The sequence below is a fragment of the Belnapia arida genome (assembly GCF_016773205.1).
Classification (GTDB): Bacteria; Pseudomonadota; Alphaproteobacteria; order Acetobacterales; family Acetobacteraceae; genus Belnapia; species Belnapia arida.
The window spans coordinates 101275-114403 of sequence record NZ_JAETWB010000002.1 but is presented as its reverse complement, the minus strand read 5'-3'; the positions used below and the strand labels follow the sequence as shown (position 1 = coordinate 114403).

Sequence of the window (13129 nt, the reverse complement as noted above, 5' to 3'; positions counted from 1 at the left end):
GCGGCTGGGCTCGAAAACCCTGCTTGCCTCGTCTGTTGACCGGAACATGGACCTCGCCGCCGCCGAGGACCAATGCGGAACCCAGATAGGGTGCATCCATCGGATGGATGATGCTCCGGCCCGTGCTTCGCTTAACTGCTGGCCAGGGAGGACGCCATGCCAGACCCCGCCATCGCCCATCCCTGCCTCGCCGCCGCCCTGGAGCGGTATTGTGCCGCCGTCGGGTAGGACGCGCTGCCCTGCCTCTTCGCTGCCCGCTGCGGGGGCGGCGAGGCGGTGGCGGCCGCCATGCTCGACCATGCCGTCAAGGCCGGGCGGCCGTTGGCCTATGCGGCGGTCGCCGCGGCGCTCGGTGCCGCCCCGGCGCTGAGCGGGGCGCTGTAGCCGGCTGCCACGCGCAGCCGGTCGCGCTCCTGGGGCGTGAAATTCGCCCAGGCGAGGTCACGGTCGAGCGGGAAGAGCGCGCCACCCGGCGCCGTCACGCCGAGGGCGATGGGGCCCGTGCCGTCCAGCCAGAAGGGTTCCGCCTTGCGGGGCAGCGGCCAGAGCGCCGGCCGCTTGCCGTCCGTCGGGCGCACCTGCCAGCCATTCGTGTCGCGCGTCACCTGCACCGGCACCGGTGCCAGCCGTCGGCCCGAGAGGTTCGCCATGTCGCGCCGCGCCCGCCCGCTCGCCCGCACCAGCACGATGCCGCCGAGGAACAGCCCCACCAGCGCCACGGCGATGCCGAGCCCCGTCAGCAGCCGGTTGGTCAGGTGGCCGAGGCCCATATCGGTGGTGAGCCGGTCCGGCCGTGCCGGGTCTGCCATTACCTGCACCTGGAAGTCGCCGACATGCGGCTCGACGAAGAGGTAGCTGACCTTCTGCCGCAGCGGCCCGGCACCCTTCCTCGTGGCATTGGCGACCAGCGTCATCTCGCAATCCTGCAGCAGGGCGAGGCGCGACCGGCACTGTCCGTTCAGCACCCGCCCGTTGATGGGCACGGCGCTGTTGCGCAGCGCGTAGTCCTCGGCCAGCGCCGGCACCAAGCCGATTGCGGCCCAGCCGGCGAAGCCGGCGCAGAGCAGGAAGAGGACGCAAGCCGAGAGCCATCCGCGCCAGCGGGTGACGGGAGCTTTCAGCACTAGGGAACGGTCGGGGAAGACATCTGCGACTTGTGCAAGGCTCATGCGGATCATTCACGGATGTGGTTCGGTTCCCGGTTAGCCCTGCCTGCGCAACCTGTCCCGACGCAGTTGCGTGAAACATCCATCGCCGGTTCATGCGCCTGGCGGTCTGGCGCGGGCGGCGGGGCAGGGGCAGGATCGGCGCCCAACTTGGGAAGGAACCGCCATGACCGAGCGCTGGCAGCCGAGCGAACGCTACCCGGACCCGTCGATCGTCGCCCTCGACCCCGCCTTCAAGAAGTACCACCTGACGCTGTCGGCCGTGGAGCGGCTCTGGACCGGCTCCCGCTGGGGGGAGGGCCCGGTCTGGCTTGGCGACATGCGCTGCCTGCTCTGGTCCGACATCCCCAACAACCGCGTGCTGAAATGGGACGAAGCGACGGGGCAGGTGTGCGACTGGCAGCGGCCCTCCAACAATGCCAACGGCCATACGCGCGACCGCGAGGGGCGCATCGTCGCCTGCGAGCATGCCGGGCGGCGGGTGGTTCGCTTCGAGCATGACGGCAGCACGACGGTGCTGGCCGACAGCTACCAGGGCAAGCGCCTCAACAGCCCGAACGACGTGGTGGTGAAGTCGGACGGGTCGGTCTGGTTCACGGACCCGCCCTTCGGCACCTATGCCTTCTACGAGGGCATCAAGACCGAGGCGGAGCTGCCGCACACCAACGTCTATCGCGTCGATGGGAAGACGGGGGCGATCACCTGCGTCGCCGACGACGTCGACCATCCGAACGGCCTGGCCTTCAGCCCGGACGAGAGCCTGCTCTACGTCATCGAGAGCCGGGGCTCGCCGCGCAACATCCTCGCCTATGACGTGGCGGGGGACATGCTGCGCAACCGGCGCATCTTCGTCGCCTGCGGGACGGAGGAGACGCCGGATGGCTTCCGCGTCGACGTGGACGGCAATCTCTGGTGCGGCTGGGGGATGACGCCGGAGCTGGACGGCGTGCGGGTGTTCAACAGCGCCGGCGCGCCAATCGGGCATATCCATTTGCCGGAGCGCTGTGCGAATCTCTGCTTCGGCGGGCTGCACCGGAACCGGCTGTTCATGTCGGCGGCGCAGTCGCTCTTCTCGCTATACGTCAATACGCAGGGGGTGGCGGGGGGTTAGGTCCCCTCTCCCTCTGGCCAGCCATCCCGGTCCCGCAGCATGTGGACCGGGACCTGGAGGCAGAGGCTCTGCGCTGGCAACACATCGCGCCAGTCGGAGATGAGCTTCCTGTAGGCCGCGCCGACGGGGCGGATGCGGCGGTCGAGGTCGTAGAGGCCGAGCGGGTTCTGGCGCCCGTTCCGTTCGCGCAGCGCCGTGTCCCAGTCCACTTGGTCGATGAGCGAGAACCAGGTGAAGCCGACGATGGGCATGCCGTCATTCCGGACGCGCAGCACGTTGGCCCATTGCTTCCAGAGCCATTGCACCGCCTCGTCGCCGCGCGGGCCTTCCTGCAGGTTGGTCTCGGTATGCATCACCGGCAGGCGGTAGCGGTCGTGGTATTGCCGGGTGATGGTGGCATAGCCGAAGACCTCGCCCGAGGCGCGCGTGCTGCCGTCGGGGGAGACCAGGTGCTCGTTCGTCACGTAGTAGTCGTTGCCCATGATGCACCAGCGCTTCAGCCGGTGGCTCATGAAGAAACGGTACTCCTCGCGCGTCATGCCGTTGTCGAGGAGATAGTCGTACATCTCCGAATCGACGCGGCGGCCGTAGTTCAGGTCGAGGGAAAGGAAGCGCTCGGCATTCTTCACCTCGGCGGGGCCGATGGCGGCGGGACTGTCGGCATGGTAATATTCCGACGATTCACTCTGGATGAAGATGGCGTCGGGGCGCACCTCGAGGATCGCCTCCATCGCCAGGACATTGGCGCGGACGACATGCTTGAGGGCGGTGACGAAACCGCGGTCGCTGCGGAGCTGCTCGTTCCACCAGCCGTAGCGGGCGGAGAAGATCGCCGTGATGTACATCTCGTTGACCGGCGTATAGAGCTGCACCCAGGGGAAGCGCTCGGCGAAGGCCCGCGCATAGGCGGCGAAGGCGGCGGGGAAGTCGGGGTTCTGGAAATCCCCCAGCCAGTCCGGCAGGCCGAAATGGCAGAGATCGACGATAGGGACGATCTTCAGCCGGCGCATCTCGGCGAAGACCGTATCGGCGTAGTCCCAATCATGGCGGCCGGGGCCGAGCAGGGTGCGGTGGATGGGCGGGCCGATGCGGAGGAAGCCGCAGCCGGTCTCGGCGACGAGGGCCAGATCCTCCTGCCAGCGGGCGTAATGGCCGCATTCTTCCATCTGGTCGCGCCGGATTCGGCCGCCATCGATGGTCGGGTTGCTGTTCTCGATACCGGTGGCGAACATGAAATAGGTCACGCCGGGGCAACGCGCGGTGGGGCCGCCGGTTCGGCGCGTAACGATCCGTTTCATGCCGCGGGACGGGAGGCACTCGACAAGCAGGGCGGCTGGCGCTTTGGTCCGCGGCGAACCAGCCCCGGAGCGCGCCATGCCCGTCATCAACCGCATCGCCGATTACGCCGCCGAGATGACGGCGTGGCGGCGGGACTTCCACCAGCACCCCGAGCTCGGCTTCGAGGAGCGGCGGACCAGCGACATCGTCGCGGCGAAGCTCGCCGAATGGGGGATCGAGGTGCATCGTGGCCTGGCCACGACCGGTGTCGTCGGCGTGCTGCGCAACGGCGCGGGCGGCCGGAGCATCAGCTTGCGGGCCGACATGGATTGCCTCGCCATGGATGAGGCGAGCGGGGTGTCGCATGCCTCGACCATCCCCGGCCGAATGCATGCCTGCGGGCATGACGGGCATACGGCGACGCTGCTCGGCGCGGCGAAATACCTCGCGGAGACGCGGAATTTCGACGGGACCGTCACCTTCATCTTCCAGCCGGCCGAGGAGGGCGGCGGCGGCGGGCGGGTGATGGTGGAGGAGGGGCTGTTCGACCGCTTCCCCTGCGATACCGTCTATGGAATCCACAACGCACCGGATCTGCCGCTCGGCGAGTGCTCGGCGGGGACGGGGCCGATCATGGCGGCGTCCGATGGGCTCCGCATCACCGTGCGCGGCCTCGGCGGGCATGCCGCGAAGCCGCATATCGCCATCGACCCGGTGATGGTGGGGGCGCAGATCGTGGTCGGGTTGCAGGCGCTTGTGGCGCGGCGGGTCGATCCGTTGCAGAGCGCCGTCATCAGCGTCACGCAATTTCATGCAGGCAGCGCGATGAACGTCATCCCCGAGGTGGCGGAGCTGGGCGGCACGGTGCGGACGCTGCTGCCCGAGGTGCGCGATGCGATGGAGCGGCTGATCCCGGTGGTGGCGCGGAATACCGCCGCGGCGCATGAGGCCGAGGCGGAGGTGGTCTATACGCGGAAGTACCCGGCGACGGTGAACCATGCCGGAGAGAGCGACCGCGCGGCGAGGGCGGCGGCGCGGGTGCTGGGCGAGGCGCGCGTGCATCGCAACCTGCCGCCGGTGATGGGCGGCGAGGACTTCTCCTTCATGCTGCTGGAGCGGCCGGGGGCCTTCCTGTTCATGGGGCAGAAGGGAGCGGAGCGCGGCGGTGTGCCGGTGCACCACCCGCGCTACGATTTCAACGACGACCTGCTGCCGATCGGGGCGAGCTACTTCGCCACGCTGGTCGAGCAGGAGTTGCCGCGCGGGTAGCCGTTCCCGGGCTGCACGGTCCAGGCCGTCCGATGCCCGCGCCGGACCTGAGGATGCTCAGGCCTTGGGCTGCGGCCCGGCCTGAGGCGTCGTCGCCACGGAATGCTCGTTGGTGCGCTTGGCCTGCTTGGTGCGGGTCCATTGCCAGACGCCGAGCGCGGCGCCGACGATGAGGGTCATGGCGAAGAGCCAAACGACGAGGTTGTCGGAATCCATGGGGTCCTCCGGGGGCTTGCGGTATCCGGCAGACGCGGCGGGCGGGGCAGGGGTTGCGCCGCTCCCGCCTGGAGTCACGCTTCCGTGCGAAGGGGCTGTGGCGGTTGGCCTCCCGCAGGGCGGCCTTGGCGCCGTGCGGCCCCGCCACCTGGGCTTGCGGCAGGAAGGGCGCTACACAGGGTGACCACGGAAAACCTGGAGAGAGACGGATGCGTCGTCGGGCCCTGCTTGTCACCATGGCGACGCTCGCTTGCCCCACCATCCTGCGGGCGCAGGGGCGGCAGGGGCCGCCGCATGAATGGGTCTTCGGCGCCTGGACGGGCGGGCTCTTCCCGCCGAACGATGCCGATACGCCCAACTGCTTCGGCAGCCCGACGGTGGTCTTCACCAAGGACATCGTCATGCGCGCCAGCCTGCTCGACACGCCCTACCGGCAGCGGGTGATCGAGACCGTGGCCCTGCAGCCGAACGGCCTCGAATTCCGCTTCCTGCCGGCGGCGCCGCAGGGCAGCGCCTTCAGCAGCCGCCTGCCGCCGGATTTCGGCTTCGGCTGCGGCGGCAACCCGGACGTGCTGCGGGTGGAGCGGCGGGGACCGGACGAGATCGCCTTCACCGATTGCAGCGACTTCCCCTCGCTGCTGCGGCGCTGCACGAGGCGGGGCTGATGCGCATCGCCTTGATCCATGCGCTGCGGCATTCGCCGCCCCCGATCGAGGCCGCCTTCCGCCGCGCTTGGCCGGAGGCCGTGTTGATGAACCTGCTGGACGACAGCCTCTCGGCCGACCTGGCTCGTGCCGGGGCGCTGACGCCGGCGATGACGGAGCGCTTCCTCACCCTCTCGCGCTATGCGGCGGGAACGGGGGCGGATGCGATCCTCTTCACCTGCTCCGCCTTCGGCCCCTGCATCGAGGCGGTGGCGGCGGAGCGGGCGCCGATGCCGGTGCTGAAGCCGAACCAGGCGATGATCGAGGCCGCCGTCGCCGAGGCGCGGCGGATTGCCGCCGGGCGGCGCCCGCGCGTCGGGCTGCTGGCGAGCTTCCAGCCGACGCTGGAGACCATGCCGCCCGAATTCCCTGGGGATGTCGAGGTGGTGACCTGCCTTGCCGAGGGCTCGCTCGCTGCGCTCGATGCCGGAGATGCCGAGGGGCATGACCAGCGGGCGGCGGAGGCCTCGAAGGCGCTCTCCGACTGCGACGTGGTGGCGCTGGCGCAGTTCAGCCTGGCGCGGGCGGCGCCGCTGGTCGAGGCGGCGACGGGGCGGCCGGTCTTCACCACGCCGGACAGCGCCGTCGCCAAGCTGAGGCGGCTGCTGCCCGGCTGATGGTGGCGCGGGCCTGGGTGCGGCTGCCCTCCGGGCGGCGTCTCGACCTTCTTTCGCCGACGCCCTTCGACTGGACGGAGGAGGATCTGGCGATCGGCCTGTCGCGGACCTTCCGCTGGGGCGGGCATTCGGTCTGGCCGGGGGCGCCGCTCTCCGTCGCGCAGCATTCGCTCGCCGTGCTGGCGCTGCGGCAGGCGAGGGCACGGCTGAACCCGGCCCAGGCGCGGCGGGAACTGCTGCACGATGCCGAGGAAGGGCTCATCAATTTCGACTGCATCTCGCCGCTGAAGCCATTCCTTGGCGCCGGCTTTGCCGAGCTGCAGGCGCGGCTGCAGGGCGTGGTGGCGCTGCGCTACGCGCTGCCGGCCTGGACGCCAGAGGAGAAGCGGGCACACAAGGCCTGCGACATCGCCCTCGCCGCCGCCGAGGCGGTGCATGTCGCCGGATGGACGCCGGCGGAGGTGCGGGGGACGCTCGGCATCAGGGCGAAGGTGATGCAGGAGGACCCCCTGGCCGCCGTCTTCGGCGGCGAGCCCTGGCGGCCCTGGGCACCGGAACTGGCGGCGGAGCGGTTCCTGCGGTCCCTGGCGGGCCTCTGACGGGCTCGCCTCGAGAGCGCAACAATGCGACAACAGCGCGGCGTGCGGCACATACCGGTTGAAGGGTAGGGGCGGGCGCGGCAAGTTCGGTTGTCAGGCAAAAAGGGCCTTGGGTGACGGCTCACAGCGAGGCCAGCCAATGAGCTTCGACCGCGGGAGGGACGCGCTCGACCTGGCGAGCGAGGCGCTGTTCCAGGCGCTCGGCGACAATGCCTATGAGCTGGACCGCGACTTCCGCTTCCTGACCTTCAACGCGGGTTGCGTGGCCTACTACGGCCGGCCAGCCGAGGCGACGCTGGGGCGGCCGATCTGGGAGGTGCTGGAAGGTGCGCGCGGCAGCTGGCTCGAGCCCTTGCTGCGCGAGGCGATGGCGACCCGGCGGCCGATGCGCGTGGAGCGGGAAGGCGTGGCCCGCCCGGACCGCTGGCTCGAGGTCACCGCCTTCCCGACTGCCCGCGGCCTCGGCGTTGCCTTCCGCGACCGCACCGCGGAGCACCACGCGACCGAGGCGCTGCGCCAGAGCGAGGCGCGGCAGGCCTTCCTGCTCGCGCTCGAGGAGCGGCTGCGCGGCCTTGCCGACCCGGACGAGGCCATGGCCGCCGCGGCCGAGATGCTGGGCCGGCATCTCGATGTGGTGCGCGCCGGCTATGCCGAGGTGGATGCCGCGACGGCGATGCTGCGGGTGACCCGGGGCTGGACCGACGGGCGCATTCCGGTGCGTGCGGGAGAGCAGCGCGCGCTCGACGCCTTCGGCCCGGCCGCCGCGGCCGAGCTGCGCGCCGGGCGCGTGCTGGTGGTGGAGGACTGCCTCGCCGATCCGAGGACCACGGGCGAGACGGCGGCGGCGACCTGGGCCGGCATCGGTGTCCGCGCGCTGCTGGTCGCGCCGCTGGTCAAGGCAGGGACTCTCAACGGCTTCTTCTATGTCCATGAGATGGCGCCGCGGCGCTGGTCGGCGGCGGAGGCGGAGCTCGTCCACGAGGTCGCCGAGCGCACCTGGGCGGCGGTCGAGTGGGCGCGCGCCGAGGCCGAGCGGCGGGAAAGCGAGGCGCGGCTCGCCCTCGCCGCAGAGGCGGCCGGGCTTGGCATCTGGGACTGGGACCTGGTGGCCAACCGCTTCGTCTATTCCCCGCGCGCCAAGGCGATCTGCGGCTTCGACCCGGAGCGGGAGCCGAGCTACGAGGACGTGCTGCGGGCGACGCATCCGGAGGATCTCCCCGGGACCTCGGCGGCGGCGCGGCGGGCCCTGGACCCCGCGCTGCGGGAGCGGCCGGTCTTCAACTACCGCGTGGTGCGGCCGGACGGCAGCCTGCGTCGCGTCATCGCGCATGGCCGGGCGTTGTTCGAGCGGATCGGCGGCGAGGAGCGGGCGGTGCGCTATGTCGGCACGCTGCAGGATGTCACCGAAGCCTGGCAGGCCGCCGAGGCCCTGCGCGAGAGCGAGGCGCGGCTGCGCCTCGCGGTCGAGGCGGGGCAGATGGCGGTGTGGGAATACGACGTCGCCACCGACGCGGTCATCGGCTCGCCGGAGCTGAACCGGCTGCTCGGCTTCCCCGAGGATGCCACCCCCGGCATCGCCGAGATGCGGGCGCGCTATTGGCCGGGAGAGCATGAGCGGCTGCAGGCGACCGCCCGGGAGGCGCTGGCCCGGGGCGAGCGGCATTTCGAGGCGGAGTACCGCTACCTCTGGCCTGATGGCTCCGTGCGCTGGCTGATGATGCGGGCGGAGGTGCGGTTCGCCGCCGAGGGGGCGCCGAGCCGGGTCGTCGGCGTGGTGCTCGATGTCAGCGCGCGCAAGGCTGCGGAGGAGCGCCAGGTGCTGCTGATGCGGGAGGTCGACCACCGGGCGAAGAATGCGCTCGCCGTGGTGCAGGCGGCGGTGCGGTTGACCCTGGCGCCGGATCTCGAGAGCTACCGGCGGGCGATCGCCGGGCGGGTGGCGGCGCTGGCGCGGGCGCAGACGCTGCTGGCGGAGGACCGCTGGTCCGGGGCGGAGCTGCGGACGCTGGTCGAGGGGGAGCTGGCGGCCTTCGTCGGCGAGCGGCAGCGGGCGTTGCTGGAGGGCCCGCCGGTCGCCCTGCCGGCGCGGGCGGCGCAGCCGCTGGCCATGGCGATCCACGAGCTGGCGACCAATGCGGTGAAATACGGGGCGCTGTCGGTGCCCTCGGGCTGCGTCGCGGTGCGCTGGTCGGTGGAGCGCGGGGCGACGCCGGTGCTGAACCTGCACTGGGTGGAGACAGGCGGGCCGCCGGTTGCGACGCCGGTGCGGCGTGGATTCGGCTCGCGCGTGCTGGAGGGCACGGTGCGGGGGCAGTTGGCGGGGGCGGTGACGCTCGCCTGGGAAGCGGGCGGGCTGGTCTGCACGCTGAAGGTGCCGCTGCGGCGGGAGGATGCGGCCGAGTCGGGGGCGGGCGCGGCGGGGATCGGCTAAACGGCGCACGGCTGGGCGGAAAAGGGCTGGACTTTCCGGCGGTTGCGCTGGAATCTTCACGCTCCGTTCCAGGCACCTCCGGCAAGGACCTGCACGCCGATGATGGCGGGCTCCCATGTTGCGCTCGGCATGGCGGCCTGGATGGCCGCTGCGCCCCATCTCGGCCAGCCGCCGCTGGCACCGGGAGCGCTTGCGCTGGCGGCGTTCGGCGGGCTGCTGCCGGATATCGACCATCCGAAATCCTGGGTAGGGCGGCGGGTGCGGCCGGTGTCCGACCTGCTGGCGGCGCTGCTGGGGCATCGGGGGGTGACGCATTCGCTGCTGGCCGTGCTGGCTTGCGGCTGGCTGCTGAAGCGCGGCGAGGTGCCGGCCGAATACGCCGGGCCGCTGGTGATCGGCTATCTCAGCCATCTCGGCGCGGACCTGCTGACGCCGGGCGGGTTGCGGCTGGGCTGGCCGCTGAAGGGAAGCTGGGCCTTGCCGCTGGTGCGGACTGGCTCGGCCTTCGAGCCGCTGGTGGTGGCGGCGCTGATCGCCGCTGCCTGGCTGAGCCTGCCACACCGGCCGGACCCACGGGCGCTGGCAGAGCGCTGGGGCCTCTGCATCACCTGCGAGTCGCTGCCCTTGCCGCCCCCGCCGCCGCCGCTGCCGCCCCGTCGCCGCGTGGCGTAACATCAACTCCCGGCTTGCGAAGGCCTTTCGGCCCTCGCCGGGGTGGCCTGGAGGGGTGGGGCCCCTCCAGAATGCCGGAATGACAACGCTCCTCGCCGATATCGGCGGCACCAATGCCCGCTTCGCCCTGTCCAAGGGCGAGGTTCCCACCGACCCGGCCAGCGTGGCGCTCGACAGCTTCCCCGGCATCGTCGAGGCGATCGCGCATTTCCTCGGCGGCGCGGCGCCGCCGGAAGCCGCGGTGCTGGCCGTCGCCGGCCCGGTCGTACGGAACAGCGTGCGGCTGACCAACCGTGACTGGGTGGTGGACGGCGCGGCGATCGAGCGGACGCTCGGCATCGGGCATGTGCGGGTGGTGAACGATTTCGCGGCCCAGTCCTGGGCGTTGCCGGACCTCACAGGGGCTGACCTGCATCCACTAGGTGGCACGGCGGCGGAGGCGGGGGCGCCTCTCGCCGTGGTGGGGCCGGGGACGGGGCTCGGCATCGGGGCCTTCCTGCCGCCGGGGCAGGCGCTGGTGACGGAGGGCGGCCATGCCAGCATCGCCACCCATGACCCGCGCGAGGCGGCGGTGGTGGAGTGGTTGCGCGGGCACCACGGGCATGTCTCGGCGGAGCGGGTGCTGTCGGGGCAGGGGCTCGAGAACCTGCATGCCGGGCTGGCGGCGGTGGACGGGGTTGCGGTCGAACCGCTCGAGGCCGCCGAGATCACCCGGCGGGCGCTGGCCGGCGAGGATGCGCGCTGCGCCGAGGTGCTCGACCTCTTCTGCGCCATGCTGGGAAGCGTGGCGGGAGATCTGGCGCTGCTCTACGGAGCGAAGGGCGGGGTCTATGTGGCAGGGGGCATCTGCCCGCGCTTCCCAGACTACCTGGCGGCGTCGCGGTTCCGGGAGCGGTTCGAGGCGAAGGGGCGGTTCCGCGAGTGGCTGGCACCGGTGCCGGCTTGGCTGGTGATGCGGCCCGACCCGGCGATGCTGGGGCTGGCGGCGATCGCGCGCGGCTCCGCGAAATGACTTGCCGGGTGGCGGCGGCGATGCTTGCATCATGCAAGCCAAAGCATTTTCAAGTCCTGCGTGGGCGCCGGACGCCTCGGAAAATGCGGTAGAACAATAACCTGGCCGCGTTCAGCCCTGCGGAGCCTGGGCGAAGGCAGCCTGGAGGAGCGCCGAGCCCATGGGCCGCACGGATTTCACCCAGATGCGCTGCCCGGTGGCGCGCGCGATGGCGGTGCTCGGCGAGCGCTGGGCCATGCTGGTGCTGCGGGAGTGCTTCTACGGCACGCGGCGCTTCGACGAGTTCGAGCGCAACCTCGGCATCGCGCCCAACATCCTCTCGGCCCGGCTGCGCGATCTCACCGCGCATGGGCTGATCGAGCGGGTGCCGGCGGCGGGGCGGCACGAGTACCGGCTGACCGGGAAGGGGCGGGATGCCTTCCCCGTCTTCCTGACGCTGAAGGGATGGGCGGATCGCTGGATGACGGGGCCGGAGGGGCCGCCGGTGGTGCTGGAGGAGCGGGGGACGGGGGCGCCGGTGCGGAGCCCGCCGGCGCTCTCTTCGACGGGCGAGGCGCTGCGGCCGGAGGATATCCGCGTGCTGGCGGGGCCGGGGGCGAGCGAGGCGCTGCGGGCGCGGTTCGGGGCCCTGGTCGATGGCTGACGGCACGGCGGCGCTCGCAGCGCCCTCCTTGCGCGAGCTACTACGGCGGGTCTGGGTGCTGGCGGCGCCGACCACGGCCGTCGCCGCGCTGCAATCGGCGGCGCAGCTGGTCGAGCCCTGGCTCGCGGCGCGGCAGGGGACGGCGGCGCTGGCCGGCTGGGCGGTGGTGCTGCCCTTCGCCCTGCTGATGCAGCAGATGTCGACCGGCGCGATGGGGGGCGGCGTGGTCTCCGCCATCGCCCGGGCGCTGGGGGCGGGCAAGCGCGAGGAGGCATCGACCCTCGTCGTGCATGCGGTGGTGATCGCGCTCGGCTTCGGTCTGGCCTTCGCGGTGGCGTTGGCGGGGTTTCCGCGGGCGATCCTCGGCCTGATCGGCGGGCCGGAGGCGGCGGAGGCGGCGGCCGCCTATTGCGCCTGGTTGTTCGGGGCGGGGGCGGTACCGGCCTGGTTGGCGAATACCTTCGCCTCCGTGCTGCGCGGGGGCGGGCGGCATGCGCTGGCCTCGCGGGTGCTGCTGCTGGCCTGGGTTGCCTATCCGGTGCTGGCCTGGCTGCTGATGGAGCAGGCGAGGTTCGGGCTGGCGGGGGCGGGGATGGCCTTCGCCATCAGCATGGCGGCGGCTTCGGTGGGCATGGCGGTGGTGGTGCTGCGCGGCGGGGCGGGATTCGTGCCGGATCTCAGGGTGCGGCTGCAGGGGGCGCTGTTCGGGCGCATCCTCTCGGTCGGGCTGGTGGCCTGCGCGATGGCGACGGTGGCGAATCTGGCGACGATCCTGGTGACGGCGCGGGTTGCCTCCTATGGGGCGGTGGCGGTGGCGGCCTACGGCGTCTCGGCGCGGATCGAATTCCTGATGGTGCCGCTGGCCTTCGGCGTCGGCTCGGCGCTCACGGCGCTGGTCGGGCGTGCGGTGGGGGCGGGCGACTGGGCGACGGCGCGGCGGACGGCCTGGGCGGGGGCGGCGATGGCGCTGGCGGTGACGCTGGTGGTCGGCGTCTTCGTCGCGGCGGCGCCGGGCTTCACCGCTTCGGCCTTCACTCGTGACCCGGCGGTGGTGGAGATCGCCACGCAGGCGCTGGCGGTGATCGGCTTCGCGCTGCCGGGCTTCGGCGTAGGCATGGCGCTCTACTTCGCCAGCATGGGAGCGGGGCGGATGGCGGGGCCGGTGGTGGCGGCGCTGACACGCATCGGCCTGGCGGTCGGGGGCGGATGGGTACTGTCCGACCTGTTGGGCTATGGGTTGCAGGGGCAGTTCGTCGCCGTCGCGCTCGGGATCAGCGCCTATGGGCTGATCACGGCGCTATCGGTGCGGCCGGGAGTGTGGGCGGCAAGGGGGTAAGCGGCATCACGCCCACAGGCATGCAAGGAGGCCGGCGTCTGAAATCTCCGCCCTCATGGCTGGCATCGATGTTAT

Annotated in this window: 13 protein-coding genes; 10 read left to right on the top strand and 3 right to left on the bottom strand. The window is 71.8% G+C overall.

Translation table 11 applies throughout. The annotated features are described in order from the left end of the window. Positions 1 to 326: 326 nt before the first annotated feature. Positions 327 to 1169, bottom strand: a complete 843-nt coding sequence (locus tag JMJ56_RS07525) for a hypothetical protein (protein WP_202831013.1) — start codon at positions 1167 to 1169, stop codon at positions 327 to 329. 163 nt (positions 1170 to 1332) lie between these two features. Here JMJ56_RS07525 and JMJ56_RS07520 point away from each other — a divergent pair, with 163 nt between their 5' ends. After that, positions 1333 to 2277, top strand: coding sequence for an SMP-30/gluconolactonase/LRE family protein (locus JMJ56_RS07520; RefSeq protein ID WP_202831012.1), 945 nt, complete (start codon positions 1333 to 1335; stop codon positions 2275 to 2277). Here the strand turns inward: JMJ56_RS07520 and JMJ56_RS07515 are convergent. Then, positions 2274 to 3509: a family 1 glycosylhydrolase gene (locus JMJ56_RS07515; RefSeq protein ID WP_202831011.1), complete on the bottom strand. Its 1236-nt coding sequence runs from the start codon at positions 3507 to 3509 to the stop codon at positions 2274 to 2276. The genes JMJ56_RS07520 and JMJ56_RS07515 overlap by 4 nt on opposite strands. 142 nt (positions 3510 to 3651) lie before the next feature. On the opposite strand from JMJ56_RS07515, the gene JMJ56_RS07510 reads away from it, so the two are divergent. Beyond that, entirely contained in the window at positions 3652 to 4824 is a 1173-nt protein-coding gene (locus JMJ56_RS07510; protein ID WP_202831010.1) for a M20 aminoacylase family protein, read from the top strand. 57 nt (positions 4825 to 4881) lie between these two features. Here the strand turns inward: JMJ56_RS07510 and JMJ56_RS07505 are convergent, their stop codons facing one another. Further along, positions 4882 to 5040 (bottom strand): hypothetical protein, encoded by a 159-nt coding sequence (locus tag JMJ56_RS07505; protein ID WP_202831009.1) that lies wholly within the window; start codon positions 5038 to 5040, stop codon positions 4882 to 4884. A gap of 209 nt (positions 5041 to 5249) precedes the next feature. Between JMJ56_RS07505 and JMJ56_RS07500 the strand changes: the two genes are divergently transcribed. The 8 genes from JMJ56_RS07500 (at position 5250) to JMJ56_RS07465 (ending at position 13054) form a co-directional block, all read left to right on the top strand. Continuing rightward, on the top strand, positions 5250 to 5705 hold the full coding sequence (locus tag JMJ56_RS07500) for a hypothetical protein (protein ID WP_202831008.1): 456 nt from the start codon (positions 5250 to 5252) through the stop codon (positions 5703 to 5705). Beyond that, a complete protein-coding gene (locus tag JMJ56_RS07495; protein ID WP_202831007.1) occupies positions 5705 to 6361 on the top strand; it encodes an arylsulfatase in 657 nt (218 codons plus the stop codon). Before JMJ56_RS07500 ends, JMJ56_RS07495 begins: the two co-directional genes overlap by 1 nt. After that, a complete protein-coding gene (locus JMJ56_RS07490) occupies positions 6361 to 6960 on the top strand; it encodes an HD family hydrolase (protein ID WP_202831006.1) in 600 nt (199 codons plus the stop codon). Before JMJ56_RS07495 ends, JMJ56_RS07490 begins: the two co-directional genes overlap by 1 nt. 139 nt (positions 6961 to 7099) lie before the next feature. After that, positions 7100 to 9391, top strand: a complete 2292-nt coding sequence (locus tag JMJ56_RS07485) for an HWE histidine kinase domain-containing protein (protein ID WP_202831005.1) — start codon at positions 7100 to 7102, stop codon at positions 9389 to 9391. Positions 9392 to 9490: 99 nt separating this feature from the next. Then, positions 9491 to 10063 (top strand): metal-dependent hydrolase, encoded by a 573-nt coding sequence (locus tag JMJ56_RS07480; protein WP_202831004.1) that lies wholly within the window; start codon positions 9491 to 9493, stop codon positions 10061 to 10063. Positions 10064 to 10142: 79 nt separating this feature from the next. After that, positions 10143 to 11075 (top strand): glucokinase, encoded by a 933-nt coding sequence (gene glk, locus JMJ56_RS07475; RefSeq protein WP_202831003.1) that lies wholly within the window; start codon positions 10143 to 10145, stop codon positions 11073 to 11075. 160 nt (positions 11076 to 11235) lie between these two features. Continuing rightward, on the top strand, positions 11236 to 11718 hold the full coding sequence (locus JMJ56_RS07470; protein ID WP_202831002.1) for a winged helix-turn-helix transcriptional regulator: 483 nt from the start codon (positions 11236 to 11238) through the stop codon (positions 11716 to 11718). Next, positions 11711 to 13054: an MATE family efflux transporter gene (locus JMJ56_RS07465; RefSeq protein WP_202831001.1), complete on the top strand. Its 1344-nt coding sequence runs from the start codon at positions 11711 to 11713 to the stop codon at positions 13052 to 13054. Before JMJ56_RS07470 ends, JMJ56_RS07465 begins: the two co-directional genes overlap by 8 nt. The last annotated feature ends 75 nt before the right edge of the window (positions 13055 to 13129 follow it).